Origin of the sequence: Streptomyces venezuelae ATCC 10712, from assembly GCF_008639165.1 — a bacterium.
GTDB classification, from domain to species: Bacteria; Actinomycetota; Actinomycetes; order Streptomycetales; family Streptomycetaceae; genus Streptomyces; species Streptomyces venezuelae.
In genome coordinates, this window is the sequence record NZ_CP029197.1 from 6,232,782 (window position 1) to 6,259,368 (window position 26,587).

The window sequence follows — 26,587 nt, forward strand, 5'->3', positions numbered from 1 at the left end:
ACGAACTGGAGCGCGCCGGGTACATCGCCCGCCCCCGCATCCCCCTCGGCGGCGGCAGGTTCGCCACCCGCACGCTCTCGTACGACAAGCCCGGCTGCGTACCGAAGTCGAAGCCGAAACCGGCCCTGGCGCAGGCTCCCGCACCTGCCTTCGCCTCTGCGGTCCCACCCGCACCGAGCGAGCCCCAGGCACAGCCCCAGCCCTCGGCCCCTCCAGAGCCGCCGCAGCAGCCTCCCACCGGCCCGGCCGCCGACCTCCTCGCCCGCTTCCGGCTCACCGACACCCGGCTGCTGCTCTCCGCCGGAGACGTCCAGCGCCTCGTGCCCGCCGTCGAGACCTGGCTCTCCCGCGCCGCGACGCCCGCCCAGATCACCCGGACCCTGACCGCGAACCTTCCGCCCGAGCCCGTACCGATCCACCATCCGGCCCGGTTCCTGGAGTACCGGCTCGGTCATCTCCTCCCGCCGTCCCTCTCGGCGGAGGAGTCACGGCCGCCCGGCCCGGCGCCCCTCGTCACCTGCGACGGCTGTGAGCGGGCCTTCCGCAGCCACGACCCGGGCGCGTCCTGCGGGGACTGCCGTGAGGCCGCCGTCGCGTGCATCAGGCCTCGTCCACGACCGCCAGGTGGTGGCGCAGTTCGTCGGCCACTCGCGCGGCGTCGCCCGTACCCGGCAGGCGCCAGTCCGTCTCGATGCCCTGGTCCACGGCCGCCTCGCTGCTGAAGCGGATCAGATCGGGAGAGGGCAGGTGGTCGTCCCGCAGCCAGAGGAGGAAGGACGCGGCCTCACAGGCCGTCGTGTCGGCCAGCACCAGGCAGTCCCGCCCGTGGACGGTGGCCGTGCCGTCGTACTCGGTGCCGTCGTCGGTGGCGGCCCAGAAGGAGAGGTACGGCTCGCCCTGGTGGGTGTGGTCCTGGCGGACCTTGTAGCGGGCCTCGGTGAACGACTGCCGCAGCGCTTCGCCCAGGCCGGCGAGATCCAGGGACCAGGCGTGCGGCTGCCGCTCCGGCGCGTAGAAGAGGAAGGTGGTCCGGTCGTCGTCATCGTGAGCCACGGGCAAGTCCTTGCGGGAGGAGAGGTAAAGGGAAACGGGAACGGGAGCGGGAAGCCGGGGCGGACTCGGGGTCGGTGAGCCCGGCGTCACTTCACATAGCGGGCAGTGCCGGGCACCTGTTGAAGGGCCATGAGCGTCTGCCAGTACGGCACGGCCTCCTTGTCGTTGGTGACGATCTCCAGGCCCCGGATCTGCTCGTGTTCGTTCATCGCCTGGCGGTACTTCTCGAGTTCACCCTCGTCCTTGCCGATAAGGACGTCCTTCTTGTTCCACTTCTTCGTCCCGTCCTCCTTGTACTCGTCCTCGATCTCGAACGTGGACTGGCGACGCCAGGTGCTCTTCCGGCAGTCGTCGTCGGCGTCCTTGACGTACTTGGCGTCCACCATCATCCCGTCGGCGGGCCGCATGCCGTCCGCGCCGATCGCGGGCTTCTCGTAGTCGGCGGGCAGGGGGATGATCCGCTCGGGGTAACCGGCGATCCGCAGTTGGTAGGCGTTCTCCGGAGTGGTGGCGTCCGGCTTGCCCCCGAAGCCCGCCGCCTTCAGGCCGTTGACCCAGCTGACGAAGTCCTTCCGCTCCTCCGGCGTGAGCAACCGTGGCGGAGGAGCCGCGGCCGGCGGAATCGGATCCCGCCACGGGATGCCCGGATCGGGGTCCCGGTAGACCGCGGGCACGATCCCCGGCATCCCGCCGGTGTACGAGGCGAGGACGAGCGGCACGGGCGCCGGTACCGGCACCGGAACGGGGATCAGCGGAGGCAGGAACGGCAGCCCTGGTGAGCTTGGCGCCTTACCGCCCTCCGGCAGCCGTACCCGCTTCTCGGCAGAGTCCAGGGCATGCCCCACTTCGCCCAGGCGACGGATCCACGGGTCTCCCAGGACGGCGTCGAGCAGGCCCCCGTCGAAGCCGTTCCCACCGAACATCGGACTGTCCCAGGGCATGTCGACGGCGAACAGGTCCAGCTTGTGCTGCCGGATCGCCGACTCGGCCGCTTCGACGTGCTCGGCGTACCGGTCGCAGGCTTTGGCGATCTCGTTGCAGGCGGCCACGAGGTTGGCGACGAGCGGCTCGTCCTCCTGGACCTGGCCGGGCGGGCAGGTCAGTCCGACGGACATCTTGAAATACGTCCGGAACGCGTCGGCGGCTTCACCCGAGTGCGCCTTGTCGGCCGTCATGGCCGATGCCTGGGCGTCCTCCAGGAACCGCAGCATCAGCCTGCCGCCACGGCGCCAGGACCCCGCCACCTCGCGCAGCTTCTCGGGTGATCCGCGGTAGCGGTCGCTGCCGCCGCCGGGGGCGTACTGCTCGTACCACGCGGTCTCCCCGACCGTCTCCGGCAGTTCCCGGCCCAGGCCGAGGTAGTTCTCGGGACAGCCGTCCCCCGGGTCGCCCATGCCGGCGGTCAGATCGGCCTGCCTGCCGAGGAGCGCGGCCACGACCGCGCTCTCCTGGGCCATGAACTCGCGGGCGTTGCGCATCAGCCCGCGGCTTGCCTCGCCGAGCACGTACGAGCTGGAGCCGATCTTGTCCAGCGTGGCGGCGGCCGCCGATCGATACACCTTCGCGAACGCGCGCCCCGCGTCGTCGTCCCCTGCCATCCCGCGCTGCCGGTCCAGCTCGTGGTACAGGGCGATGGCGGTGTCCCGAGCCTCCCGCATGGTGTCGGTCAGGCCCATCGCGCCCTTGATCATCCCCTCGGCGATGAACTTGAGGTGTGGTGCCAGCCCACTCGTCACTTCGCCCCTCCCGTGCCCCGCATCGCGGGTGCGAACAATGGACCGTGTGACGACAGTTCTATCGCACGGCGACGACAACCAGGTGCGACGGCAGTGCGCTGCGGTAACTTGGCCGGTGTGACTGCCCTGGCCATCGAAGAGGTCCGCCTCACCGCGTTCAAGAGCTTCCGGGACGAGAGGTTCCCGCTCGCGCCGCTGACCGTCCTCATCGGGCGCAACAGCAGCGGCAAGTCGAACGCGTTCGACGGCCTCGAAGTGCTGTCCAGGCTCGCCCGCGGCGAGGACGTCATCGAGGCCCTGGAGAGCCGGCGCAGCTCCTCCGGACCGGTGCGCGGTGGTCTCGCCGGCTGCGTGCCGCACGGATCCGACCGGTTCTCCCTCGGCTGCACGGTACGGACTGAGGACGGCCCCTTGGACCTGGACGTGACGGTCCAGGTGGAGCCCGAGGTGCGGATCATCGACGAGAGACTGACCAGGCGTACGGCCAAGGGACCCCGGAAGATCCTCGTCAGCGGCGAGCCGAGCCCGTACTCCGGCGACATCCAGGCGTCCTGGCACAACGGCAAACCCGGCAAGAACCCCAGCGGCCCCTTCCGCGGTTCCCGTCTGCTGACCTCCCAGCTCCCCGGCCGCGTCGCCGGCGAGAGCGAGGGGGAGTGGGAGACCATCTGGTGCGCCGAGGCCATGCTGGCCGCCCTCGTCGGAGTGTTCCACCTCGACCCGGTCCCGCACCTCATGCGCCAGTACGTCCAGTCCCGGGACAGCCGCCTCCGCCGTACCGCCGAGAACCTCTCGGCCGCCGTCGGCGGGATCCAGCGAACCCAGCCCGAGCTGTTCGAGTCCCTGGTGCACCAGCTCAGGGACCTTGCCGACCACGACATCGAACGGCTGTCCGTCACCAAGTCCGAACTCGGTGACGTGATGCTCGCGCTCGACGAAGGCGCGCTCGGGCTGACCCCCGCCCGTGAGATGAGCGACGGCATGCTCCGCTTCCTCGCCGTCACCACGGCACTGCTCACCGGCGGCGACGGGCTCGACCTCGGCTCCTCGCCCTCCTCCAGCTTCAAGGAGGGGACGTTCCTGATGATGGTGGTCGAGGAACTGGAGAACGGACTGCACCCCACCCAGGCTTCCCAAGTGCTTAGGCTCGTACGGAACGCCAGCGCGGCGAACGGCACCCAGGTCCTCGTCACCACCCACAGTCCGGCACTCCTCTCCGCCCTCGAGAGCACCGACCACGAAGGGGTCGTGGTGTGCTCCCGTGACCGGAAGACGGGTACGAGCAGACTCACCCGGCTCACCGAGCTCGACGGCTACCCCAAGGCGATGGCGGCCGGGTCCCTGGGGGACGTCGTCACCCGAGGGAGACTCGACCTGACCGGCCGGGCCGAGCGCGACTACAGCGAGTTCAACCGGCTCTTCGGGATCGGGTGAGGCATGGCCCGCCGAGTGGAATTCGTCGACACGTCGATCCTGTGCAACCTCCTCGAGGTGCCGGGCAAATGCCAGGACCTGGAGAAGGTCAGGGAAGAACTGCGGGGAAAGCTGGCGGCGCACGACTGCGACCTCCTGCTCCCGGTGACCGCCGTCATCGAGACCGGCAACCACATCGCGCAGCTGGCCGACGGGTTTCAGCGCCGCACCTGCGCGGAGAAGTTCGTCGCCGTGCTGCGCTTGGTCGTGGCGGGTGAGGCGCCGTGGGCGCTGAACGAGGTCGAGTGGAACGCGGCCCACCTCGAAGCGCTGATCGCGGGCGGCAGCTCGGGAATGAGCCTGGTCGACCATGCCGTCAACAGGGTCGGCTGCGGAGACGTCAACATCCTCATCGAGCGCGACCGTTACCTCGCCCGTACCTCCGGGGTGGAGGCCACGGTGTGGACGCTCGACGGGGGACTGGCCGCGCACACCTGACGGAAATCCGCTCCACCCCTGGTCAGAGCGGTGACATGTCGTGATCATGGGGGCTTGTCAGTGGGGGCTCCTAAGGTCATGGACAACACGTCAGCCGTGGCCGTCGTCCCCTTCCCAGGAGTGCCGCCCGATCATGACCTCGCCCGCGCCCCACGCGTCAACCTGCCTCGCCGACCTCGTCCCCGCCCTCCGGTACGCCGACCCGCATGCGCTCGCGGAGCGGCTCGGCGAGGAGCGGCTCCCGCTCGGCTGGTGGTACGCGACCCCGCTCACGACGGCCGAGCGGACGATCGGATCCCCGGCGCTGGCGTACGTCGTGGCCCGGGCGCTTCGGGCCCTGTGGCCGCAGATCCGGACCCGCGAACTCCTCCCCGTGTCGCGGCTCCTGGACGCCGAAGCGGTCCCGCCGCACACGAGCGCGGAAGAGGCCGGCGAGGAGGCGCTCGCCGCTCTGGTACGCGCGCTGCTCGACCGGCTCCACGGGCGCAGCGCGCCCCGTGCCACCCTGGACGCCCGGGCCGCGGTGGCCGTGATCTCCGAGTGGCTGCCCGCCGACGCGCCGGCCGAGGTGCGCGCGGCCCTCGCGGTGCTCCGGAAGCTGGAACAGGACTCTGCTGAGACGCCGGAGGAGCATGGGGCGCGGGACGGTGCCGAGCGCCGCTCTGCGGCAGCCGCCGTGCCGGAGCCCGTCGCCCTGCCCGCGCAGCGCGCCCCCGAGGAAGTCGCCGCACCACCGGCTGCCGAGGCCGGTGAGCCGGCGGCGGAAGACGTGGTGGGGAAAGGGTCGGAGCCGAGGGCTTCCGAGTCGGCGGACGCGGAGGCCCAGCCCGGCAGCGAGCTTCCCGCCGCCCACCTGAACCTGGCGGATACCCCGCTCGCGGCCTTCGCCGCTTACGCCTCCACCTGGGACGAGAGGGAGCGTACGATCGCCGCGCGGCGGATCTTCGCCGAGCAGCCGGAGACCTTTGCGGCGCTCGGCGACCGCTTCGAGGTCAGCCGGGAGCGCGTCCGTCAGCTGGAGCGGTCCATTCTGGACTCGATCGCGCAGTGGCTCGCGTACGACGAGCAAGGCCGTGCCTTCGCCTCGCACTTGGCCGTCGTCGCGGGACGTCTCGGCGCGGTGGGACGCCTCGCGGAGGTCCATACGATGCACCCCGACCACCCCCGGCCCGTGGACGCGCTCGGCCTGCCGCTCAGGGATGTCGTCGCCCGCCTCCTGCCCGACCGCGCCGTCGACGGCGAGTGGATCGTCCAGGGGAACGCAGCGCTGAGGACGGCCATGGCAAACGACCTGCTCGCCGCCTGCGGTGGGACCCCGCTCGCGTGGGACGAGGCCGTCGCCGTCGGTGAGCACCACGGAGTCCGGGCCGAGGTACTGGCGGACTGGGCGGCCGAGATCGGCCGGTTCAAGACCATGGACGGACACATGCTGTACTGGGGCCGATCGGTCAACGACCGCGCGGTGGCCGTGCTCTCCCTGCGTGGAGCGCCGATGTCCATGGAGGACATCCACGACCGGCTCGCCGACGGCACCACCATCAACAGCATGCGCAACCAGATCTGGACCGACGAGCGCTTCGTCCGGCTCGACCGGAACCTGTACGGGCTGCGTCAGTGGGGCGGAGAAGAGTACCTGGGCATCCGGGAGATGATCACCCGGGAGATCCGGCAGGCCGGCGGAGAGATCGAGGTCAACGCCCTCGTCGACGCGATCTGCGGCCGCTTCGACGTCGTCCCGGCCTCCGTACGTACGAACCTCGCCGCACCCGAGTTCACGCGCACCCGACGCGGCTGGGTGGGGCTCGCCACAGAGCAGCCGAGTGACGGCGAAGCCGCTCCGTACAACCCGCGCAAGGACGTGGCCGGGACCAGACGGTGCTTCGTCGGCACCGACGGCCGTTGGTGGTACCGCTTCGAGGTCACCGGGGACCACCTGCGAGGTTCCGGCGCCCCCGTCCCGTCCGGCTGGGCGGCCCACCTCGGTGCCGCGCCCGCCTGTGAGCCGATCCAACTGCGGCACGAGGCCGGCGAGAGCGTGCTCCAGTGGCGGACCCAGCCCGTACTCGGATCGATCCGTCCGCTGATGGAGCACATCGGGTCAACCGTCGGCGACCAGGTCTTCCTCAACGTGACCGATGGGGAGCTGTCGGCGCTGCGGCTGCCGGCCGCGCAGCCGGAAGCCCGCCCGGAGGCCAGAGCGGCCCGGCTCACCGGCTGGACCGCCGCCGTGACTGCGTCCGAAGCGATCGACGTCATCGGGCTCCGGACCGGCATGGGCCCCGGGCAGGAAGCGACCGCTCTTCTCCAGCACCTCGGTGACCGAGGGGACCGGGACATCGTCGGGCTGCTTGAGCAGGCGCTGACCGGGACTGTTCCAGTGAACTGACTGGCTGTCGGAGCAGGCCGTTAGCATCGGGACCGTGGCGGGTCGTCACGGTCCCGGCGGCACAGCCGCACGACCGAACGGCCCGCACGGGGCCACGTACGAGGGACGAGAAGGGGACGCCGCGGATGCCGCCGACCAAGAACGCCGATGTGTCGCCCGGATCGCTGGAGCAGGACCTCCTCCAGCGGGTCCGTGAGGTATCGCAGTCGTTCAACCCCGCGACGTCCTACCAGGTCAGGGAGGAGCTGGGTGAGCTCATCAGCCGTGACCTGCTGGGGCCTTGGGACGGCTCCGACGAGGAGTTTGACCACCGGGCCGCCGGCCCCAGGGACCGCTATCTGGTGGGGCTGATCGGACCCAAGCGGGCGCTGTCCACCTCGCTCACGGCCGCTGACACCCAGACCCTGGACGACTCCGACGGCGAGGGGGACGGCACCGACCAGGGGCTTCCCGAACGGCTCACCACGCAGAACGCCGGGCGCATGTGGGCCTCCTCGATGGGTCTCATGTGCGCCGTACCGGCGGACGAGGGCGTGGACGCGATCTCCGTCAGGGCCCGCTGGGGCCGCTACCACCGTTCCCAGGTGCTGAACGACGAGGGCGTCGCGCGGTCGACGTGGACGCGGGAGCAGGTCGAGGAGACCCGTGAGGTCCGGCTCGACGGTCCCGCCCGGCAGGTGCTGCCGCTGACCTCCGAGGACCCGGAGGCGCCCGGAGTGCGTCTGCTCGCCGAGGTCCGGCACCGCCCCGGGCCCGCCGGCCCCACCCGCGTCGTGGAGCTCGCCCTGGTCAACGCCCAGGAAGAGCCCGCGGCGGCCAAGGACACGGTCTGGCTGTTCCAGACCGAGCTGCACGTCACGGCCCTGGACGGGGGCTCCGCCGTCTTCCTGCCGATCTCCGACCCTCTCGACGATGCGTCGCAGGACGAGGACGCCTGGGGGCTCGACGACCCCGAGGAGCAGCACCTCACGCTCCTCTACCGCGACCGCCTGAAGCACGCGGCGGGCCGCAACGTCGCCGTGGACGTCGTCCGCGAGGACGGCAGCCGCCGGGCACGCGCCCTCACCACGACCTGGCTTCCCGCGCACGACGTACCGGCGACGATCGCCCCGTCCGGGGGGCAGACGACGCACCTGAACGGTCTCGAGCTCTCCATGGACGAGCTCGCCCAACTGCCTCCCGCGGCACTGCGAGAGGCTCTCGCCCCGCTCGCGGACGGGTACAGCGCGTGGCTCGACGAGCGCGAGTCCGAGGCCGAGCGGTTGCCACGAACCCTCCGGAACAGCGCCCTGAACGCCGTACGGCAGGCCCGGGACTCGTCCGTCCGCATCGCGCTCGGCGTGGACCTGCTGTCGCACCCCGACCGTCCGGACGTCCTGGAGGCATTCCGCTTCGCCAACCGGGCCATGGCCCTCCAGCGGCGCCACACGGCCATCGCCGCCCTCCGCGAGCGGGAGGGCCTCGGCTTCGAGACGGCGCGCGAGCGGGTCGCGGAGCAGGGCCCGGAAGCCGCGTCCTGGCGCCCGTTCCAGCTGGCGTTCTTCCTGCTCAACCTGAGGGCGCTAGCCAATCCCACCTCGGCGGAGCGGGAGGCCTCGCCCGCGGCCCTGGTCGACCTCCTGTTCTTCCCGACCGGTGGCGGCAAGACCGAGGCGTACCTGGGACTCGCCGCCTTCACCTTCGCCATCCGCAGACTCCAGGGCACCATCGGCACAGGTGAGGACGCACGCAGCGGCGAAGCGGGAGTGGCCGTCCTGATGCGGTACACCCTGCGCCTGCTCACCGCCCAGCAGTTCCAGCGTGCCGCCGCGCTGGTCTGCGCCGCCGAGGTTCTGCGCCGTGAGGCGTACGACGGGGGCGACTACCGGTGGGGCGCCACCCCCTTCCGCATCGGGCTGTGGGTCGGCGGAGCGGTCTCGCCGAACCGCTACGAGGAAGCCGCGCAGCAGATCGCCGAGGCGAAGCAGGCGGGCAGCGGGCGGGGCGCCAAGGTGCTCCAGACCCTCGCCTGCCCGTGGTGCGGCACGGCCCTGAACGCCCAGGACGACCTGCACCCCGACGACGACCTGCGCCGAGTCCTCCTCTACTGCGCCAACGGCGAGGGCAAGGGCGCCTGCCCCTTCTCGAAGCGCCGCTCGCCCCGCGAGGGCCTGCCCATCCTCACCGTGGACGAGGAGATCTACCGGCTGGCGCCCAGCCTGCTGATCGCCACCGTGGACAAGCTCGCGCAGCTGCCGTGGCGCGGGGCGGCGGGCATGCTCTTCGGCCGGGTCACCGACCTCTGCCCGCGCCACGGCTACCGACACGCCGATCTCGACGCCCGCACGAAGTGCGGCGAAAGGCACCACGCCAAGGGAAAGCTGGAGGCCGTCAAGAGCACGGAGGTGACCCGGCTGCGCCCGCCTGACTTGATCATCCAGGACGAACTCCACCTGATCTCGGGCGCGCTGGGCACGACGGTCGGGCTCTTCGAGGCGGCGGTCGACGAGCTGTGCACTTGGCGTGCGCCCGCCCCGGACGGCGGCCTCCGGCTCGTCGGGCCCAAGATCGTCGCCTCCACGGCGACCACCAAACGCGCGGCGGAGCAGATCACAGGCGTCTTCGCACGGAAGTCGGCGATCTTCCCGCCCCAGGTCATCGACATCGGTGACACGTTCTTCTCGCAGCAGGTCGAGCTCTCGGAGAAGGCTCCGGGCCGTCGCTACCTAGGCATCTGCGCCCACGGCGTCAGGATGAAGCAGGCCGAGATCAGGGTGGCGGAGATCCTCCTGCTGGCGGGCCAGACCTTGTTCGACAAGCACGGAGCCGTCGCCGACCCCTACATGACGCTCGTCGGCTACTTCAACGCCACCCGTGAACTGGCCGGCATGCGGCGCTTCCTGGACGACGACATCTCCACGCGCGTGCGTGTCCACGGCACCCGAAAGGGGCTCTCGAACCGCCTGCTCCGCCGGACCGAGATGCTCTCCGTCCAGGAGCTCACCTCCCGCATCTCCTCGGGCGACATCACGGAGGTCCTGGCCCGACTGGAGGTCGGTTTCGACGAAGAGATGGACACGACGATCCGCCGCCAGGCGGTCGTCGAGGAACTGAAGGCGGCGGCACAACACAAGCAGCGTCTGGACGTGTCGAAGCTGGGCCTCCGCAACGAGGGGGCCGGGGCCGTGGACGTGGTGCTCGCCACCTCCATGCTCCAGGTCGGTGTGGACGTGTCCCGCTTCGGCCTGATGCTGGTGGTGGGCCAGCCCAAGAACACCGCCGAGTACATCCAGGCGTCCTCGCGCGTGGGCCGTGACGCCAAGCGCCCCGGACTCGTGGTCACGCTCTACAACTGGACCCGGCCCCGGGACCTGGCGCACTTCGAGAACTTCGGCCACTACCACGCCACCTTCTACCGGCAGGTCGAGGCCCTCTCCGTCACCCCGTTCGCGCGCCGCTCCCTGGACCGCACGACCGCGGCCGCCTGGATCGCTGCCGTACGCAACGCGACCGCACCCCACTCCCGTAACCAGGACGCGTACGACGTGGACCTGGACGGCGCGATCGCGCAGAGCGTCACCGAGCGCTTCCTGGCCCGGGCAGACGTCGTGGGCGGCCCACGGGCGCGGGGCTACCTGTCCGAACGCATCGAGGTGCTCAAGGACGCCTGGGCACGCAAGAAACAGGGCAGCGCCCGTCTCGGCTACGAAGAGGCCAAGTGGCAGGGGCAACAGCTCAGCGGACTGCTCAACCGGGCGACGGGCGCCGGCTGGGACGAACTCACGGTCGCCCAGTCGATGCGTGAGACGGAGAACGAGATCAATCTGCTGTTGCCGGGCAGCGGTCTGTTCGACGTGGTCGGCGGAGCCCCCGACTGGAGCTACTCCGGCTCTGGTGGACCAGACGGCACCGGGGACGAGGAATCGCCCGAAGGAGACGAGACCGGCGCGGTCCTGGACACCCGATCCGGAGCCGCCGGGCAGCACGGGAAGAAGGCCCAGGCATGACGGACCAGCCCCAGTACCGCCGACGCGTCGGATCGGTGCGCCCCAGCCATCTGATGTTCACCGGCGGTGTCGGCGCGCTCGTCGACCTGCCCAACTTCGCCGTACTCGTCAGGGGGATCGACGACTGGAACTACGACTCCTTCGACTGGACGGACCTCAAGGAGCCTCGGCTCCTGCGGGCGGTCAACGGACTCCTCGGCGACCAGAACGGATCACAGGTCACCCAGCTGCGGCCGGCCCCTTGGACGGACGGGACGGACTCCGACCCCAACGGCCCCGCCGCCCGAGTGGGAGTGCCCGTTCTCCCGTTCCCGCAGTGGCTCCGCTGCACCGCCTGCAACGCGCTCGGCGGACTGGACTCGAAGATCTTCAAGTTCGAGAACGCCACACCGCGCCGTCCCGATCGCGCCCGTTATTTCCACGAGAGCTGCACGGCCAAGCGCAAGGGCAAGCGTCCGCTCGCGGTGGCCGCTCGTTTCGTCCTGACCTGCTCCGACGGACATCTGGACGACTTTCCCTACACCTGGTTCGTGCACCGGGGAGGCGAGTGCGACAAGGCGAGTCATCCCCGTCTGGAGATGCTCGACCACGGCGGCAACCAGGCGGCCAACGTCAAGGTGCGCTGTGTGAACTGCGGCAAGGACCGCAACATCCGCGACGCCATGGGGCAGCGCGGTGAGTCCACCCTGCCGCGCTGCCGGGGCCGACACCCTCACTTGGCGACGTTCGCCCCCCAGGGATGCCGCCAGTCTCCCAAGCCGCTGGTCATCGGTGCCTCCAACCAGTGGTTCGCGCAGACCCTCAGTGTGCTCGCCGTTCCCCCGACGAGCGGCAGCGCCCTCCAGGGCAAGGTCGAGCAGCTGTGGGGGGATCTCCAGGCTGCGACGTCTCCCGAGATCCTCAATGCCTTCTGGGGGCTCCAACAGTTCCGCCCCCTGCACCAATGGAGCCAGCCCGAGGTGTGGGAGGCGATCGAGGCACAGCGCTCGGGGGCCCAGGACACGGCGGCCGCGCAGCCTCCCGCGTACCCCGACCTCCTGACCCCCGAGTGGGAGATTTTCACCAGCCCGCAGGTACCCGAACCGACCGAGGACTTCGCACTCCACGACGTCCCCGTACCCTCGGCCCTGAGCGGCGTGTTCTCCCACGTGGTCCAGGCGGAGCGGCTGCGAGAGGTGCGCGCGCTCATCGGATTCACTCGGCTCGACGCGCCGGACCCCGAGGATCCGACCCTCGTCGCCCGTGCCCCGCTGTCCCGTGCCCGGGTTCCCTCGTGGGTGCCGGCGAGCGAGGTGCGCGGCGAGGGGATCTTCCTGCGCGTCGCGGATTCCCTGGTCGCCGACTGGGAGCAGCGCGTCGCGGGATCCGCCGCTCTCGCGGCGCATCGCGACGCCTACGTCGAGTTCCGCCGCAACCGGTACTCGGGAAGGGTGCAGGACGCCGACGACCCCCTGCGTGGTTGGCCCGGGGCCCGCTATATCGCCCTGCACACCTTGTCGCACCTGCTGATCCGTGCGATCTCCTTGGAATGCGGCTACTCCTCGGCGAGCCTGTCCGAACGGATCTACGCGGGCCGCGAGGACGACCGGCGTACCGGCATCCTCATCTACACGGCCGTCCCGGACGCGGAGGGCACGCTGGGCGGCCTGGTGTCGCTCGCCGAGCCGGAGAAGTTCGTACGGATCGTCCAGCGTGCGCTCAGGGACGCCCAGCGCTGCTCCTCCGACCCGCTCTGTGCGGACCGGCTGCCCCGCCCCCCGCACGAGGACTTCCTGCACGGCGCGGCCTGCCATGTCTGCCTTTTCGTCTCCGAAACGACATGTGAACGAGGCAACCGGTTCCTGGACCGTCGATTCGTCGTCCCCATCGACGACCCGGAACTCGTTCTTCTCCAGGGCCTCAAGTGAAACCGGCGACCTTGCACTCGGCAGCCTCGCAAGCACTGGCCTCGATAGGTGCCGAAGCACTCAGGACGCTGGCCGACGCCATGGCGTCGGGCAGCCCCCGGGCAGAGCTGCTGACGACCCGTGCCTCCACGGGCTACATGGAGGCAGCGGCCGCGGTCCTGGACGCCGCGGTGACCGACGGGGCGTCACCGCAGGAGGCAGCCGCGTACCTGCATGGCCTCGCCGCCGGATACGAACTCAGAACGCTTGAACAAGACGTCTCCCTGGTGTGGAGCGGGCCGTCGACCCATCGCGTCCCGGTGAGATCGACAGCCCGGGTGCTGCTCCAGCTCGTCACGGAGGCGAAAGCCGAGCTGACACTGATGACCTACTCGGCAAGACGCTACGCGCCGCTGGAAGGAGCTCTTCGGGCCGCGATCGCCCGGGGTGTCGTCGTCGACGTCGTCGTGGAGACCCTGCAAGGCGCGGGCAACGCCCTCACGGGAGTGGAGCCCGCAACGGCATTCGCCGATGTGACCGGGATTCGCCTCTGGCACTGGCCCACAGTCCGCAGAACCGATAAGGGGGCCAAGACCCACGCGAAATTGGCGGTGGCGGACCGACATACGCTCCTGACGACGAGCGCGAACTTCACCCTCTCGGGAGTCGACCGCAACATAGAGGCAGGCGTGCTCATCACTGGTGGCTCCGCACCTGCGCGAGCGGCCGAGCATGTGCAGGAGCTCCAGCGTCGGGGAGTACTCGAGCGCTACTGGTGAAGTCTGGGGCCGCTCACTGTGAACAGCATCCAGACCTCATGGCAGGCACCAAGACCTCGCTGGCAGCGTTTCCGCCGATCACGGAGCCTTTCGGCACTCTATGCGAAGTGCCCCCGGCAGGCTTCGAACCTCCGCACACGGCTCCGGAGGCGGTTGCCGATTCCGGCGTTTCCCTGGTTCAGGCGTCTGCCTGGCACCCCGTCAAAGGTGCACCTCCGCCGAGCGGTAGAGATGCTCGGGCAGCCGAATGCGTCCAGATGCCCCGCAGGGTAAGCGTAGCGGGCGGCGGTGAAGCACTCGTGGACGTCGTGGTCGCATCGTGCAGCCTTGGCTAGTCCCTCGCCATACAGGACGAGGGCGCCGCTCGAGCGGCCGCCCCGGAGTCGGGGGGGCTCGGTCGGTGTGCTTGGCCCGCTTTGCGGCGACCGCTTCCGGTCGGTAGAGCCATGCGGCTTGTCGAAGCGGGCGATCAGCTCGTCCAGGTGTCAGGCTCGATCTGCCGTTGCGCGGCCCACTCCAGGCACGCTGACGCGTCCCGCTTGCCGACTCACTTCCGGATCGCTTGCAGCGTGCCGGCCGTGAGGGGAGTTGGTGTCGCCGTCAGCCATGGGGCGAGTGCTCCTAGGTTTACCCCTTGTTGTCGGTCGGTCTCAGAGGCCCTCTTTGGAGGCATGGCGCGTCGAAGGTGTGCACGTAGCGCCCATAGCGCACGCAATGCACATCGATCTCGAATCCGATTTGTGTCGCGCACGCTCCTGCCCTGCAATTTTTCTTGACATGTTTGTTGTTGACGCGTTTCCGATGACGGCCGGGTGCTGGAGTGGTCGGGGCAGGCCCCGTCGGTGCTGGCCGCCCGCCTGACGGCCCGGCTCGAGGAGACCGGCGGCGAGGCCCTGGTCACCCGCCCGTTCGGCTGGATCACCCGCCGTGGGCTAGTGCGCCGACCGTCGTGCTCGGACGTACGGTGCGATGACGGCGTGCGGCTCGACACCGGCGCCGACTGCGACAACTGCGACAACGTCCTGCACTCGCGCCGGGCGTGGCGGGTGCGGATCGCCGCCGACGTCAACCAGGAGCTGCCCGGACTGGAGACGGACGCGCGGTACCGGGAGATCGAGGCCCGGATGCGCCGTCACGCCGAGGCCGCCGACTTCGTAGCCCGTCAGGCTGAGGCCCGGGAGCGGGCGGAGCGCCGTGCGGCGGCCCGCGCCGAGGTCGAGGCGCAGGCGGCGGTCGAGCGGGAGCGGGCAACGGCCGAGGCGGCGGCCCGGCAGGCCGTGGCGTAAGAGGACTGCGGCCGGGAGCGGTCGGCCCCTCCCCACGCGGATCAAGGACCAACCAAGTGAGGCGAGGAGCGACCTCGGCCCTTTTCAAGGCTGTGACCGCGCTTCCGTGATGACTACGACTGGATGAGAATGCGGGCTCTCAGGACGTGGAACGAGGCTCGGCCGTACATCTGCCGTTTGATCGTTTTTTGATGCGGTTGACATGGCCTGCTACGACGCCGGAGCTGTATTGCAGGGTCAGGCCAGCGGTGACGGCGTCGATGTCGAACTTCATGAACCGGGCGAACCCGCGGATCGGCTGAGGTGCGTCACGCTCCACATCGCTGATCCAGTCGGGCAGCAGATGACCTGTGCGGTCGCGGACCAGGGTGGTGAACCCTTGCGCGATCTCGCGGGTGCGTGCGATGTCGGGGCAGGCCAGGCAGACCTCGCCGAGCCGGACCTCGTCCTCTTCGCTCAACGGCTCACGGCGACGCATGATCCAGGACGTGATCGCGCGTGGGCTTGGGATCGGTGCTGGCACAGGTATGGCAGTGCCGTCTCGAAGAGTCGCGACGTATCTGCGGACCGTCTGAACCGTCCCACCGAATCCACGCTCACGGACTTCACGGAAGAGCCGGCCGGCGTCCGTGCAGCCGGTGAAGGGGACGTTCGACTGCATCCCACGAGCCACGGGCGTGGGAGCGACGGCCGCTTCAGAGACAATGCTGTGGGGCTGAGGCTCTGCTGGAAGTAGTGAAACACACCAAGATCGGCTGATGATCCTTGTCCCCAGTGGGGCCACTTTCCGTGTCCGTCCTGTCGCAGACTTGCAAGGCGTGGTGACCCTGGCTGGTTGCCGCGGCTTTGGCCCAGTCGACCCAAGGACTGCAATCGTGAGCGAGCGCGTTCTCATCCCCCGCAACCGGGGCTTCCTCTTCCTCGACTCCCACCCAGCGGGCTGCGAGCGGCTGGTGGCCGACATGTGGCAGGCATGCCCCGACTCTGCCGACGTGCCGCAGGGTGACGGTCCGGTGGCTCTGATCATCGGCTCCTCGGCCGGATATGGCTTGGCGGCCGCTGTCGCCGGACTCAAGCGCGCCGGCATCCGCGGCATCATGGTCTCCTTTGAGAAGGCCCCCACCGAACGGCGTACCGCTACGGCAGGCTGGTACCGCACCGCCACCACCGCCGACATCGCCCGTGCCGCCGGGAGGGATCTGGTCTTTCTCAACGGCGACGCGTTCTCCGACACGATGAAGGACCAGGTCGCCGACCTCATCGAGCAGCGTTTCGGCGGCAGGCTGGACTACCTGATCTACTCGGTGGCCGCGCCACGGCGCACCGACCCGGACACCGGCACCACGTACACCTCCGTCCTCAAGCCGATCGGCCAGGCGAACCGCACCAAGACCCTTGTCTTCGACGACCAGGGCGTTCCCGAGGTGCGCGAGGTCGAGACCGGGCCGGCCGAGGGCGACGATGTCGAGCAGACTGTGGCCGTTATGGGCGGTGCGGACTGGGAACGCTGGATCGACCACCTGGCCGGTCGGGGACTGCTCGGCAAGGGCTTCGCTACCGCCGCGCTGTCATACATCGGATCGCCGCTGACCGCGGCGATCTACCGGCAGGGCACCATCGGCGCGGCCAAGGCTCACCTGGAGGCCACCGCCCGCACCCTGAACGAGCGGCTCGACAAAACGGTGGGCGGGCGGGCCGTGACCTCCGTCAACGGCGCCGCCGTCACCCAGTCCTCCACCGCCATCCCCGGCATCGCCCTGTACACCGGCTTGCTGCGCGGCGTCCTTGGACGGGACTTGCTTCCACCGGTACATCAGCTCGCCGCCCTGTGGGACCAGCTCACCGGTGCCGCGCCGCTCGCCCTGGATGACGAAGGCCGAATCCGTCTGGACGCCTGGGAACTCACTGACGACGTCCAGGCGGCAGTCGCCGAACGCTGGGAGGCCGCCACGACCGACACCATCGCCGGTCTCGCCGACCTCGGCTGGTTCCATGCCGAAGTCCAACGCCTGTACGGATTCTCCGTCCCGGGCGTCGACTACACCGCCGCAGTGGCCACCGACATTCCCTGGCCCGCCCCCGCGTCCTGATCCCGGCACGAATCCGCCACGCGGAACGCCCCCGCTGGGAGGCTCTCACTATTCGTCGATGGCGTACTTGTCACGTAGGGGCCGCATGCCGCCGGAAAGGTCCGGGAGGTGGAATCCCCGAGAAGCCCGCGACCGGCTGGCCGCCGTGGCCGCCGCCGAGGGCCTGTCCCTGCGCGCCTACCTCGCCCGCCTCGCCGAGACCGTGCTGACCCCCGCCGAACGAGCCGAACGGGTCGACCAGGCCGAGGCCGCCCTGAATGCATGGACCGGCTGCAACCCCACGGCCGGCGGAGAAGCCGCCCTGGACGACGAGCTCGACCGCCGCCTCGCCCAGGTGCAGCGCCCCCGCGAGGCCACCTGGGCCCAGGCCCACGCGCAGCACGCCGCCCAGCCCGCACCGGATCGGCCCGACGGCGCCATCGTCGCCACCACCGTGCCGCTCCGCTGGAAGGGCGCGGCCGTCAGGGTCCTCGACCTCAACCCGGGACCCAGCGCCCTGGGGCTGTTAGGTCCAATAGGGTCAACAGGGTCTGAGCAGCCACGGCAAGGCCCCGGCACCCACCAGGGGCCTTGCCGTGAGTGGGGCCAGGGGCCCAGGGCGCGATCTGGGCAAACGACGAGGCCGCCGTCCATACGGAGTGAACGGGGGCCCGGGGCACCCACGCGCCAAGGTGGGGCCAGATGTCCCTGAGCAAGCTGGTTTGCAGTCCACAAGTCGTCAGGGGGTAACCCGCTCAACGAAGAGCGAATCGTCCATCGAGTGGCGCTGGTACAACCCTGAAACGAAGGTGTACGAGCGTGTCTACCCGAAGCGCTTCACCTACCCCGACGGCTCGCTTGTGCCCGAGGAATTCTGAGGAGATGGAGAGCATGACTGATTTCGTCCGGGAAGGGCGGCTCTTCAAGGTGAGCGGGTTCAACCCCTCGCACCGCCAGCTCTTTCTGACCAGTGAGGCCCTCCACAAGGACCGGACCACGACGAGGGTCGAGGTCCATATCGGACATGTGGAACTGATGTTCCTCAAGCCCTTCTACGCGAACGGGCTCCTCATCCGGCGAGCGACCACCGCCGAGTTCGCCGTGCTCCACGAACGGCACGGCATTGCGGCAGAGGACGCCGCCTATACCTGGACGCTAGAGCGGGACGGCGGCAGCTTCGTCGTCGGAGCCAACCCGTCCTGGCGGGAGGCGGAGTACAAGCTGATGGGCGACCGGACGTCGTTGTACGAGGCGAATAAGCCCTGGCCTCCGGAATTCCCGGTGGCATCGGGGACGATCGGCTGACCGTTCTTCGGCCGGGCCGCCGAGGGAAAGCAGCCTCGGCGGCTCCGGCCGAAGGTGCGTTGACGAAATGGAGGGGTCGCCCCCGGTGCGATGCGCTGGGGACGACCCCTCCTTCGTTTCTATGTGCGGAGACGGCGCCGAGCCAGTTGTAGCGGACGGCGGGCTGTCCGGTGCAGGGGTTGCCGTATGCGTCGTTGTCCAGGACGAGGGCGCTTCGGCGGTGTCCAGCGGGAGTTGCAGGGCGACGTCGCCGTGGATCTTGGTGAGCTGGAGGACGGTATTGCCGTTGCCGTTGCCGTTGCCGTTGCCGCTGGTGGTGGCGGCCAGGTCACCGGAGGCGGAATCGTGCCTACTGCCCAGGGCAGCCCGACTCAAGCCCGACGGCCGGCACCAAACTCCTGATGTGACGCAGGGGTAAGGGGACCGAGTCAGCTCGGCAGCTCCCGCTCATCAGGAGCAAACTGTCGGCGACTTGACAGAGGTCTACCGAAGGGCGGGGGGCTATTGAACAGGTTTCGTCACGGATCGGCCGATTCTTGCTCTCAGGCCGCCCCCAGCACATGGGAGCATGCTTCGCTCGACGCGCGAAATGGCGCTCTTCGCAATGGATTTCGGGCGAAGAACATGACAACGCGGCAGCGAAGAACATGACAACGCGGCAGCATGGAACGACTGTTCGTAAGACGGCCGTCGTCGCAGGCGGTCTCCTGGTGGCCACCCTGGCTGGAACCGTCCCGGCGGCGGCCGAGGGGTCGTGGACCAGCCACATATCCGGGTGGCGCGACAACAACGAGTCCCGCCGCTGGACCGATAAGCACGCCGACAAGGCGGCAACGACCGTCAGCTTCTCTGGGTGCAGCTTCAGTTCGATGGACGTCGGGCTCCACCGTGTCGTCAACAACTGGCCGGACGCGGCTTACGGCGGCAAGGTCAGCCAGTGCACGACATCGAACTGGGGGGAGATCGCGACGTCGGGCGACTTCTACTTCGGGAAGATCACCAGCGGGACGGTCAGCGTCGACAACGTGACGGTCCGCTACCAGAGACCAGGCGCGGGCCGGTGCATTCCGTGAAATCTGAGTGCACCGGGTCCGTTTGGCCAAACCACACTTCAACTTGGACTACTCGTGCCTATCTAGCTAACTGACTGCTCATTCAGCTACCGCAAGAGGACTCCCGTTCTGGATCGGGTGAGTCTCACCTTCACTCGAGGGACGAACGTACTCCTCGGGCCCAGTGGGGCAGGAAAATCTACGCTACTCGCCCTGGGAGCCTCGGCGATGCAGCCAGATTCAGGCCGTGTGCGCCTGAACGGTGTTGGAACGAGAAGCCGTAGCGACCTCAAAAAGTATCGTCGCAGTGTCGGTTGGCCACCGCAGCAGGTCCAACCCATCGCCGGACTCAGAGTCCGCGAACAGGTTGCATATGCAGGGTGGCTGAAGGGCATGCCCCGTAGGGAAGCATGGGATGCTTCCCTGGATGCTCTGGGTCGCGTTGATCTCACTGGCCTCGCACAGCGGCGTAGCTCCGAGCTCTCAGGCAGTCAGCTACGTCGTCTAGGCATAGCTCAGGTGCTGGTCCATGCTGCAGAGGTTGTACTCATGGACGAACCGACAGCTGGGTTGGATCCGCGGCAGCGTCAGGATGATCCTGAACGCGTCCGACGGCATCGAGGTCGTGGCGACCGCGGAAGGCGCCCAGGCGACCGACGTGATCCGGCGCGAGCGGCCGGACGTCGTGCTCCTCGACATCCGCATGCCGGACGTGGACGGCCTGACCGTGCTGCGGCAGATCCAGACGCTGCCCGAACCGCCGCACGTCGCCATGCTGACCACCTTCGACACCGACGAGTACATCCTGACCGCACTGCGCTCGGGAGCCTCCGGCTTCCTGCTCAAGGACACCGAGCCCGAGCAGCTCGCCCAGCTGGTACGCACCCTGGCCGCGGGCGGCGTCGTCATGTCGCCGAAGGCGTCCCGCGCGCTGCTCCGCAGCCACCCGGGGGCCGGAGCACCCCAGGACGCGGACGTCTCGCGCGTCGGTCTGCTCAGTGACCGGGAACGCGACGTCCTCGTCCTGGTCGCCGAAGGGCTCTCCAACGCTGACATCGGCACCCGCATCCACCTGAGCGCGGGCACCGTCAAGGACCATGTCAGCTCGATCCTCACCAAGCTGCGGGTCTCCAGCCGCGTCCAGGCCGCGCTCCTCGCCGAGCGCGCCGGACTGCTCACCCACCACGACGACGACACGGCACGGGACAACGGGCGATGAGCACGGGCCGGGCATGGTGGCGGCGCGTACCGCCCTGGGCCGTCGACACGGGGCTCGTGGTGCTGGCCGCGCTCGACGCCTGGATCAACCTCCTGGGCGAGGGCACCCCCGTGATGTGGGCCTGCGCCGCCGCGGGCTCCGCCGGCCTGTTCCTCCGCAGGCACTTCCCGCTGGCCGTCTTCCTGCTGACCCTGCCCATGACCCTGTTCATGGACGTCGCCGTCGCGCCGATCGCCGCCCTGTACACACTCGCCGCGTCCACCCGCAACCGCCCGCTGCTCGCCGGCTGCGCCTTGCTGAACGCCACAGCGGCCACCCTCGTCTGGCCGCTGTCCGACGCGTTCGACGGCGATCGGACCTGGACCCTCGTCCAGTTCGTCTACACCCTGGCCACGGCCTTCGCACCCGTCCTGTTCGGCCAGCTCGTGCAGGCCAGGCACGACGTGGCCCGCCAGCTCGTCGAGGTCGAGGAGGCCCGGGAACACGAACGTGCCCTGTACGCCCAGACCGTCCTCGCCCGCGAACGCGCCCAGCTGGCCCGCGAGATGCACGACGTCGTCTCCCACCAGGTCAGCCTCATCGCCGTACAGGCCGGGGCCCTGCAGATGGCCGCCAAGGACCCCGACGCCCGCGAGGCCGCCCGCACCATCCGCACCCTGAGCGCCGACACCCTCGACGAACTCCGCCACGTGGTCACCCTGCTCCGGGCCTCCGGCGGGAAGGCCACCGAACTCACCCCCCAGCCCACCCTCGCCGACCTCCAGCAGCTCGTCGCCAAGAGCGGCATCGAGACCACCCTCACCGGAGAACTTCCCCCCGGCATCAGCACCACCGCCCAGCGCACCGTCTACCGCACGGTCCAGGAAGCCCTCGCCAACGTGCGCAAGCACGCCCCCGGAGCCCGCGCCGACGTCCGCCTGTGGCACGACGCCCACCACTTCGGCGTCACCGTCACCAACACCGCCCCCACCCGCCCGACCGTCGCCCTCCCCAGCGCCCGTCACGGCCTCATCGGCCTGAAGGAACGCGCCGAACTCCTCGACGGCACCCTCACCGCCGAACCCACTCCGGACGGCGGCTACCAGATCGAACTACGAGCCCCCGCCCGGTCCGACTGAACATCAGCCGGCGCGAGTTGAACGGGCTGTACTTCCATCCGGTCACCGGCGTCGGTTCCCTGTGCGCATGCGGACGGCGTGCACGCTGTGAACTGCCTGCGCATCACTGGCCGGAGTTCTGCTTGTGCGCCCACTCCGGCGTGCGGAACGTTCCGCCGTACATGGGGAGGTGGATCTCCTCGCCGTAGCGGGCGAGTTGGGCCCAGGGGCGGTTGAGGCCGGCCGAGCCCTGCTCGCGTACCCGCGTGACGGTGTCCAGGTCCAGTACGTCGACGAGGATCTCCTCGCCGGTGCCGGCCTGCTGGCGGACGATGCCCTCCGGGTCGACGATCGCGCTGGCGCCGACGCCGGCCGGGTCGGAGGCGTTGACGTTGACGACGTACACCTGGTTGGTCCAGGCGTTGGCGCGGGCGCAGACCAGCTCCATCTCCCGGTCGCGGGTGGTGGTGAGGGTGGGCTGGACGATGATCTCGGCGCCGAGCCAGGCGAGTTGGCGGACGGTCTCGGGGAAGGAGCCGTCGTAGCAGATCGCCAGTCCGATCCGGCCGACGCCGGGGACGTCGAAGACGGTGAACTCGCCGCCGGGGGCCGTCTTCTCGTACGGCTGCCAAGGGAAGACCTTGCGGTAGCGGGCGGCCACCTCGCCCTCCGGTGAGACGGCGACGGCGGTGTTGTAGACCCGGCCGTCCTCGCCGCGCTCGAAGAGGCTCCCCGGGATCAGCCAGAGGCCGGTCTCCCGCGCGAGCGCGGACACCCGCTCGGTCGTCGGGCCCGGTATCGGCTCCGCGATCCGCTCCATCCAGCCTTCGGGCGCGGAGCCGAGCAGGGGTCCTTCGGCGGCGAGCAGCAGCTCGGGTACGACGACGAGCTGCACGTGCGGGAAGAGAGACCGGGTGGCGCGGACCTGGTCGGCGTAACGCTGCCAGGTCGCTTCGAGGTCGTACGGGACGGGGGCGGTCTGCAGGGCGGCGATGGCGAGAGTGCGCATGGGGTCGGTCCTTTGGGGTGGTGGTGGGGCGGCGTACGGGGACGATTTCGGTGAGACGGCGTACGAGGGTCAGTCCTCGGTGTGACGGTGAGGTGGCGTACGAGGGTCAGTCCTCGGCGGTGACGAGCCGGGCGACGACGGTCGTGCGCCCGTTCCGGAAGAAGGCCGGGTAAGCGGCGCGGGCCGTGAGTACGGCGATCGCTCCCGCGGCGAGCGAGCCGGTGCCGAGCAGGAAGACGCCACCGATGCCGTGGAAGGAGGTACTGCCGTAGGCGGGGTCGAACATGTCGTACGCGCTGCGGACGAACGCCCCGAGCATGAGCAGGCCGCCTGCCAGGGGCAGGACGCCGCGCAGGAACAGGGCTCGCGGGGACTCGCGCAGGCGCTTGCGGAAGTACCAGACGCAGGCGAGGGCGGTGGTGCCGTAGTAGCAGGCGATGAGGAGCCCGATACAGAGGATGGCGTCGCCGAGGAAGTCGGCGGAGAGCAGCGAGAGGGTCAGGAGCACGGCCGCCGTCGCGGAGCCGTAGAAGACCGTGCCGAAGCCGGGGGTGTGGTACCGAGGGTGGACGCGGGCGAAGGCGGCGGGCAGGCCGCCGTGCGCGGCCATGGAGAGGCTGCTGCGCGGGCTGCTGACCAGGCAGGTCAGCAGGGCGGACGCGGCGGAGACGCACACGGCGAGCTCCATCACCTTGGCGAACGCGTCGCCGAGGACGGGCGGGGCGAGGGATGCGAGGACGTCGGTGGCGTTGTCCGGGTTGCCGAGGCCGATGCCGCCGGTACCGGTCCCGGCGAAGGACACGACGGCGAAGGCGGTGAAGAGGTAGGTGCCGAGCAGGACGAGGGTGGAGATCATGGCCGCCTGGCCGGGGACGCGGGCGCTGTCGCGGGTCTCCTCGTTGGTGGTGATCAGGGCGTCCCAGCCCCAGTAGATGAACAGGCACAGCAGCACGGCCTGCGCGAAGGAGCCGAAGCTGTCCATCGCGAGGGGGTTGAGCCAGCTCAGGGAGGGGCTCGAGACGCCGTCGCGGGCGAGGGCGGCGGCGCCGAAGCCGATGAGGGCGAGCAGCTGGAGGCCGAGCAGGACGTACTGGAGGCCGGCCGCGACGCGCAGGCCCCGGCGGGCGACGACGGTGAGGCCGGCGACGATCAGCACGGCGACCGCGGCGACGACGAGGACGTCGTCCGCCGCAGCCCGCAGACCGAGGAGGCTGAGCAGATAGCCGGAGCTGACCTGCGCGAGCGCGGCCATGGCGATGAGGGTGGCGATCTGCGGCACCCAGCCGCCGGCGAACCAGCCGGTCCTGGGGCCGAAGGCGCGGGTGTTCCAGACGAAGGTGGTTCCGCAGTCGGGCATCTCGCGGTTGAGCTCGCGGAAGGCGAAGGCGGTGAGCAGGATCGGCACGAAGCCGAGGAGGAGCGCGGCCGGGGCGAGGTCGCCGACGACCAGGGCGACGTAGCCGAGGGTGACGGTGATGCTGTAGGCCGGAGCGGTGGAGGACAGGCCGAGTGCGACGGAGGCGAGGAGGCCGACGGAGCCGCTGCGCAGGCCCTTGTCCGTCTCGTCCGGATGCGGCGTCGTCATGACGTGCTCCTGGGGAGGGGAGGAGTTTGTTAAAAGCAGATTTAAGAGTGGGCCACCGGGCGCGTCAAGGCTCTGCCGACTATTCTCTGAATCGACGTATAACTGACCGAGGAGGGGAGAGGGCCTCATGGCGGCGAAGTCCAGGGGGACGAAGAAGGGCGCCGGAGGTGGCGGGAGCGCGCGCAGGGCCGAGCTGGCGGAGGCGGTGCAGCGCGCGCTGCTCACCCGCGGTCTGGAAGGGCTGCGGCTGCGTGATGTCGCCGACGAGGCCGGCGTGACCCCGGCCGCGGTGCTCTACTACGGAGACCTCGACGCCCTCGTCCACGAGACCTATCAGCAGGCCATCACCCGCTACAGCCAGGACCGCGAGGCGGCCGCCGACGGCTTCGACGACGCCCGCCTCAAGCTCAGGGCCTGCATCGACAAGGGCGTGGCCGCCGGACCGGACGACGCGCTCACCCGGCTGCTCTTCGAGTACTGGCCGCGCTGCCTGCGCGACGCCAGGGCGGCCGCTCTCGACAGCTCTCTGACGGAGCGCCAGATCGCGGTCTACGCGGAGATCCTCACGCTCGGCCGTGCCCAGGGGCACTTCGTCCTCCAGGACCCGCCGCGGCTGATCGCCGCCAACTTCGTGGCCATGGAGGACGGTTACCAGATGGAGGTGCTCGCCGGCCGCCGCACCCGCGCCGAGGTGATCGCCGCCCTGTACTCGTACGCCCGCGCCGTCACCGGCCACGACCCCGGCGCCGCGGGGGACGACAAGGCGAGCCCCGCCTCCTGATCGCGAGCGCCACCGGCAGAAACGGCGTGGGAGAGGCGGCGCCCGAGTCGGAACGAAGGCGGAAGCGCGTTCCTTCAGGCGGTCAGTTGGCGGCCGTCAGCGACTCGCGTGCGGCGGTGAGGATCTCGTCGGAGAGCGGCGAGCCTTTGGTGGCCCGGGAGAGGACGAGTGCGCCGAGCATGGTGCACAGCCGCGTGAAGCCGTCCTGGTCCTTGGTGGCGAGGAAGTCGGCGAAGTCGGCCACTCCCTGGGTATAGACGCGGCGGGCCTCACCCTCTCCGCCGTCGCGGGCCATGTCGGTGGCGAGTGCGGCGACGGGGCACCCGTCTGCCGCGCTGTCGCGGTGCTCGGCGGAGAGGTAGGTGTCGATCAGGGCCCGCTGGGCGGCGTCGCGCTGCCCGGCGTGCTGGTCGAGCCCGTCCTTGTGGTGCCGGGCGAGTTCCCCGAACGCGTGGGCGGTGGCCTCGTCGACGAGCGCCTCCTTGGAGGTGAACTGCTTGTAGAAGCCGCCGTGGGTCAGGCCGGCTGCCTTCATGAGGTCGGCGACGCTGACGTGGGTCCCCTGCTCCCGCAGGAGGCGGGACGCGGTTTCGACGACCCGTCGGCGGTTCTCCTGTGCCTGCGCCTGCGATACGCGGCCCATCGGGCACCTCCCATTTGGATGTCGACTGGCATCTATCTTAGGTCATCGTTTAGATTGAGGTCGTAATCTAATTGATGCGGGCCGCTCGTCGGCGGCCGCGACGCTGGGAGCGGATATGGAACTGAAGGACGCGGTAGCGGTGGTCACCGGAGCCAACCGGGGGCTCGGGCGGCATCTGGCCGCCCAGCTCGTGGAACGCGGAGCCACGGTGTACGCGGCGGCCCGACGCCCCGAAGAGGTGGACCTCCCGGGTGTCATCCCGCTGCGGCTCGACCTGACGGACGCGGAGTCGATCCGAGCGGCGGCCCGCGCCGCATCCGACGCGACGCTGCTGGTCAACAACGCGGGCATCTCCACCGGAACGCCCCTCGTGGCGGGCAGCCCGGACGCGGTGCGCCTGGAGATGGAGGTCAACTTCTTCGGCCCGCTCGCCGTGACACGGGCTTTCGCCCCGGTCATCGAGTCCAACGGCGGCGGCGCCGTGCTCAACGTGCTGTCGGTCCTGTCCTGGCTGCACCCGGCAGGCCTCGGCGCCTACGCCGCGGCGAAAGCAGCCGCCTGGGCGCTGACCGGCGCGACCCGCGAGGAACTGGCGTCCCGCGGCATCACCGTCACGGCCCTGCACGTCGGATACATGGACACCGACATGGCCGCCGGCGTCCCCGCCGACCGGAAGTCCGACCCCGCCGAGGTCGCCGCCCAGGCCCTGTCCGGCATCGAGCGGGGCCTGCCCGAGATACTCGCCGACGAGACCACCCGGCACGTGAAGCGAGGCCTGGCCGCAGCGCCGAACGCGGCGTGAGG

The 26,587-nt window shown here is 70.0% G+C and carries 20 protein-coding genes and 3 pseudogenes; 16 read left to right on the forward strand and 7 right to left on the reverse strand.

Translation table 11 applies throughout. The annotated features are described in order from the left end of the window. Nucleotides 1-600: 600 nt before the first annotated feature. Together DEJ43_RS28800 and DEJ43_RS28805 are read right to left on the reverse strand one after the other, a co-directional pair. Nucleotides 601-1,053: a hypothetical protein gene (locus DEJ43_RS28800; protein ID WP_015036919.1), complete on the reverse strand. Its 453-nt coding sequence runs from the start codon at nucleotides 1,051-1,053 to the stop codon at nucleotides 601-603. Between the two features lie 86 nt (nucleotides 1,054-1,139). After that, nucleotides 1,140-2,789 carry a restriction endonuclease fold toxin-2 domain-containing protein gene (locus DEJ43_RS28805; RefSeq protein ID WP_015036920.1) on the reverse strand — a complete coding sequence of 550 codons (1,650 nt, stop codon included), beginning with the start codon at nucleotides 2,787-2,789 and terminating at the stop codon, nucleotides 1,140-1,142. Nucleotides 2,790-2,906: 117 nt separating this feature from the next. On the opposite strand from DEJ43_RS28805, the gene DEJ43_RS28810 reads away from it, so the two are divergent. The 7 genes from DEJ43_RS28810 (at nucleotide 2,907) to DEJ43_RS28840 (ending at nucleotide 15,023) form a co-directional block, all read left to right on the forward strand. Beyond that, nucleotides 2,907-4,223, forward strand: a complete 1,317-nt coding sequence (locus DEJ43_RS28810; RefSeq protein WP_015036921.1) for an AAA family ATPase — start codon at nucleotides 2,907-2,909, stop codon at nucleotides 4,221-4,223. A 3-nt stretch (nucleotides 4,224-4,226) separates the two neighbouring features. After that, nucleotides 4,227-4,700 (forward strand): hypothetical protein, encoded by a 474-nt coding sequence (locus tag DEJ43_RS28815; RefSeq protein ID WP_015036922.1) that lies wholly within the window; start codon nucleotides 4,227-4,229, stop codon nucleotides 4,698-4,700. A gap of 133 nt (nucleotides 4,701-4,833) precedes the next feature. Then, entirely contained in the window at nucleotides 4,834-7,086 is a 2,253-nt protein-coding gene (locus DEJ43_RS28820; RefSeq protein ID WP_015036923.1) for a sigma factor-like helix-turn-helix DNA-binding protein, read from the forward strand. A 125-nt stretch (nucleotides 7,087-7,211) separates the two neighbouring features. Further along, nucleotides 7,212-11,072, forward strand: coding sequence for a DISARM system helicase DrmA (gene drmA / locus DEJ43_RS28825; protein WP_015036924.1), 3,861 nt, complete (start codon nucleotides 7,212-7,214; stop codon nucleotides 11,070-11,072). Next, complete coding sequence (gene drmB / locus DEJ43_RS28830; protein ID WP_015036925.1) at nucleotides 11,069-12,979, forward strand: DUF1998 domain-containing protein; 1,911 nt, start codon at nucleotides 11,069-11,071, stop codon at nucleotides 12,977-12,979. The genes drmA and drmB overlap by 4 nt, the downstream gene beginning before the upstream one ends. Next, the gene (gene drmC / locus DEJ43_RS28835) at nucleotides 12,976-13,737 is read left to right on the forward strand and encodes a DISARM system phospholipase D-like protein DrmC (protein WP_015036926.1); all 762 of its coding nucleotides are present in this window, start codon (nucleotides 12,976-12,978) and stop codon (nucleotides 13,735-13,737) included. The genes drmB and drmC overlap by 4 nt, the downstream gene beginning before the upstream one ends. Before the next feature lie 812 nt (nucleotides 13,738-14,549). Then, complete coding sequence (locus tag DEJ43_RS28840) at nucleotides 14,550-15,023, forward strand: hypothetical protein (RefSeq protein ID WP_106433761.1); 474 nt, start codon at nucleotides 14,550-14,552, stop codon at nucleotides 15,021-15,023. 139 nt (nucleotides 15,024-15,162) lie between these two features. Here DEJ43_RS28840 and DEJ43_RS28845 read toward each other — a convergent pair whose 3' ends face one another. Further along, nucleotides 15,163-15,501, reverse strand: a complete 339-nt coding sequence (locus tag DEJ43_RS28845; protein WP_015036929.1) for a transposase — start codon at nucleotides 15,499-15,501, stop codon at nucleotides 15,163-15,165. A 397-nt stretch (nucleotides 15,502-15,898) separates the two neighbouring features. Here DEJ43_RS28845 and fabV point away from each other — a divergent pair, with 397 nt between their 5' ends. The 3 genes and pseudogenes from fabV to DEJ43_RS28860 all read left to right on the forward strand — a co-directional run bounded on the left by fabV (nucleotide 15,899) and on the right by DEJ43_RS28860 (nucleotide 18,397). Continuing rightward, on the forward strand, nucleotides 15,899-17,113 hold the full coding sequence (gene fabV, locus DEJ43_RS28850; RefSeq protein WP_071891556.1) for an enoyl-[acyl-carrier-protein] reductase FabV: 1,215 nt from the start codon (nucleotides 15,899-15,901) through the stop codon (nucleotides 17,111-17,113). 85 nt (nucleotides 17,114-17,198) lie between these two features. Then, nucleotides 17,199-17,450, forward strand: a pseudogene (locus DEJ43_RS38345) (hypothetical protein); the annotation flags it as partial. Between the two features lie 533 nt (nucleotides 17,451-17,983). Next, nucleotides 17,984-18,397, forward strand: coding sequence for a hypothetical protein (locus DEJ43_RS28860; protein ID WP_041664313.1), 414 nt, complete (start codon nucleotides 17,984-17,986; stop codon nucleotides 18,395-18,397). A gap of 136 nt (nucleotides 18,398-18,533) precedes the next feature. Here the strand turns inward: DEJ43_RS28860 and DEJ43_RS38810 are convergent. After that, a pseudogene (locus tag DEJ43_RS38810) lies at nucleotides 18,534-18,760 on the reverse strand (hypothetical protein); the annotation flags it as partial. A 347-nt stretch (nucleotides 18,761-19,107) separates the two neighbouring features. Between DEJ43_RS38810 and DEJ43_RS28865 the strand changes: the two are divergent. From DEJ43_RS28865 to DEJ43_RS28880, 4 genes and pseudogenes are all read left to right on the forward strand, one after another. Further along, nucleotides 19,108-19,470 carry a hypothetical protein gene (locus tag DEJ43_RS28865; RefSeq protein ID WP_015036933.1) on the forward strand — a complete coding sequence of 121 codons (363 nt, stop codon included), beginning with the start codon at nucleotides 19,108-19,110 and terminating at the stop codon, nucleotides 19,468-19,470. A gap of 117 nt (nucleotides 19,471-19,587) precedes the next feature. After that, nucleotides 19,588-20,004, forward strand: a pseudogene (locus DEJ43_RS28870) (ATP-binding cassette domain-containing protein); the annotation flags it as partial. A 37-nt stretch (nucleotides 20,005-20,041) separates the two neighbouring features. Beyond that, nucleotides 20,042-20,668, forward strand: coding sequence for a response regulator (locus tag DEJ43_RS28875; protein ID WP_071891563.1), 627 nt, complete (start codon nucleotides 20,042-20,044; stop codon nucleotides 20,666-20,668). Then, nucleotides 20,665-21,786 carry a sensor histidine kinase gene (locus tag DEJ43_RS28880; protein WP_015036935.1) on the forward strand — a complete coding sequence of 374 codons (1,122 nt, stop codon included), beginning with the start codon at nucleotides 20,665-20,667 and terminating at the stop codon, nucleotides 21,784-21,786. The genes DEJ43_RS28875 and DEJ43_RS28880 overlap by 4 nt, the downstream gene beginning before the upstream one ends. 103 nt (nucleotides 21,787-21,889) lie before the next feature. On the opposite strand, the gene DEJ43_RS28885 is transcribed toward DEJ43_RS28880, so the two are convergent. Further along, nucleotides 21,890-22,774: a carbon-nitrogen hydrolase family protein gene (locus tag DEJ43_RS28885; RefSeq protein WP_015036936.1), complete on the reverse strand. Its 885-nt coding sequence runs from the start codon at nucleotides 22,772-22,774 to the stop codon at nucleotides 21,890-21,892. Between the two features lie 106 nt (nucleotides 22,775-22,880). Then, on the reverse strand, nucleotides 22,881-24,359 hold the full coding sequence (locus DEJ43_RS28890; RefSeq protein ID WP_015036937.1) for an APC family permease: 1,479 nt from the start codon (nucleotides 24,357-24,359) through the stop codon (nucleotides 22,881-22,883). Between the two features lie 127 nt (nucleotides 24,360-24,486). Here DEJ43_RS28890 and DEJ43_RS28895 point away from each other — a divergent pair, with 127 nt between their 5' ends. After that, nucleotides 24,487-25,140: a TetR/AcrR family transcriptional regulator gene (locus tag DEJ43_RS28895; RefSeq protein ID WP_015036938.1), complete on the forward strand. Its 654-nt coding sequence runs from the start codon at nucleotides 24,487-24,489 to the stop codon at nucleotides 25,138-25,140. Between the two features lie 82 nt (nucleotides 25,141-25,222). Here DEJ43_RS28895 and DEJ43_RS28900 read toward each other — a convergent pair whose 3' ends face one another. Next, a complete protein-coding gene (locus DEJ43_RS28900) occupies nucleotides 25,223-25,783 on the reverse strand; it encodes a TetR/AcrR family transcriptional regulator (protein WP_015036939.1) in 561 nt (186 codons plus the stop codon). Nucleotides 25,784-25,898: 115 nt separating this feature from the next. On the opposite strand from DEJ43_RS28900, the gene DEJ43_RS28905 reads away from it, so the two are divergent. After that, complete coding sequence (locus DEJ43_RS28905; RefSeq protein ID WP_015036940.1) at nucleotides 25,899-26,585, forward strand: SDR family oxidoreductase; 687 nt, start codon at nucleotides 25,899-25,901, stop codon at nucleotides 26,583-26,585. Nucleotides 26,586-26,587 lie beyond the last annotated feature (2 nt).

Coding starts and splice junctions, on each gene's coding strand:
- DEJ43_RS28815 (WP_015036922.1), top strand. CDS start 4,227: ATGGCCCGCCGAGTGGAATTCGTCGACACGTCGATCCTGTGCAACCTC.
- DEJ43_RS28820 (WP_015036923.1), top strand. CDS start 4,834: ATGACCTCGCCCGCGCCCCACGCGTCAACCTGCCTCGCCGACCTCGTC.
- drmA (WP_015036924.1), top strand. CDS start 7,212: ATGCCGCCGACCAAGAACGCCGATGTGTCGCCCGGATCGCTGGAGCAG.
- drmB (WP_015036925.1), top strand. CDS start 11,069: ATGACGGACCAGCCCCAGTACCGCCGACGCGTCGGATCGGTGCGCCCC.
- DEJ43_RS28845 (WP_015036929.1), bottom strand. CDS start 15,501: ATGCGTCGCCGTGAGCCGTTGAGCGAAGAGGACGAGGTCCGGCTCGGC.
- DEJ43_RS28860 (WP_041664313.1), top strand. CDS start 17,984: ATGACTGATTTCGTCCGGGAAGGGCGGCTCTTCAAGGTGAGCGGGTTC.
- DEJ43_RS28875 (WP_071891563.1), top strand. CDS start 20,042: ATGATCCTGAACGCGTCCGACGGCATCGAGGTCGTGGCGACCGCGGAA.
- DEJ43_RS28880 (WP_015036935.1), top strand. CDS start 20,665: ATGAGCACGGGCCGGGCATGGTGGCGGCGCGTACCGCCCTGGGCCGTC.
- DEJ43_RS28885 (WP_015036936.1), bottom strand. CDS start 22,774: ATGCGCACTCTCGCCATCGCCGCCCTGCAGACCGCCCCCGTCCCGTAC.
- DEJ43_RS28890 (WP_015036937.1), bottom strand. CDS start 24,359: ATGACGACGCCGCATCCGGACGAGACGGACAAGGGCCTGCGCAGCGGC.
- DEJ43_RS28895 (WP_015036938.1), top strand. CDS start 24,487: ATGGCGGCGAAGTCCAGGGGGACGAAGAAGGGCGCCGGAGGTGGCGGG.
- DEJ43_RS28900 (WP_015036939.1), bottom strand. CDS start 25,783: ATGGGCCGCGTATCGCAGGCGCAGGCACAGGAGAACCGCCGACGGGTC.
- DEJ43_RS28905 (WP_015036940.1), top strand. CDS start 25,899: ATGGAACTGAAGGACGCGGTAGCGGTGGTCACCGGAGCCAACCGGGGG.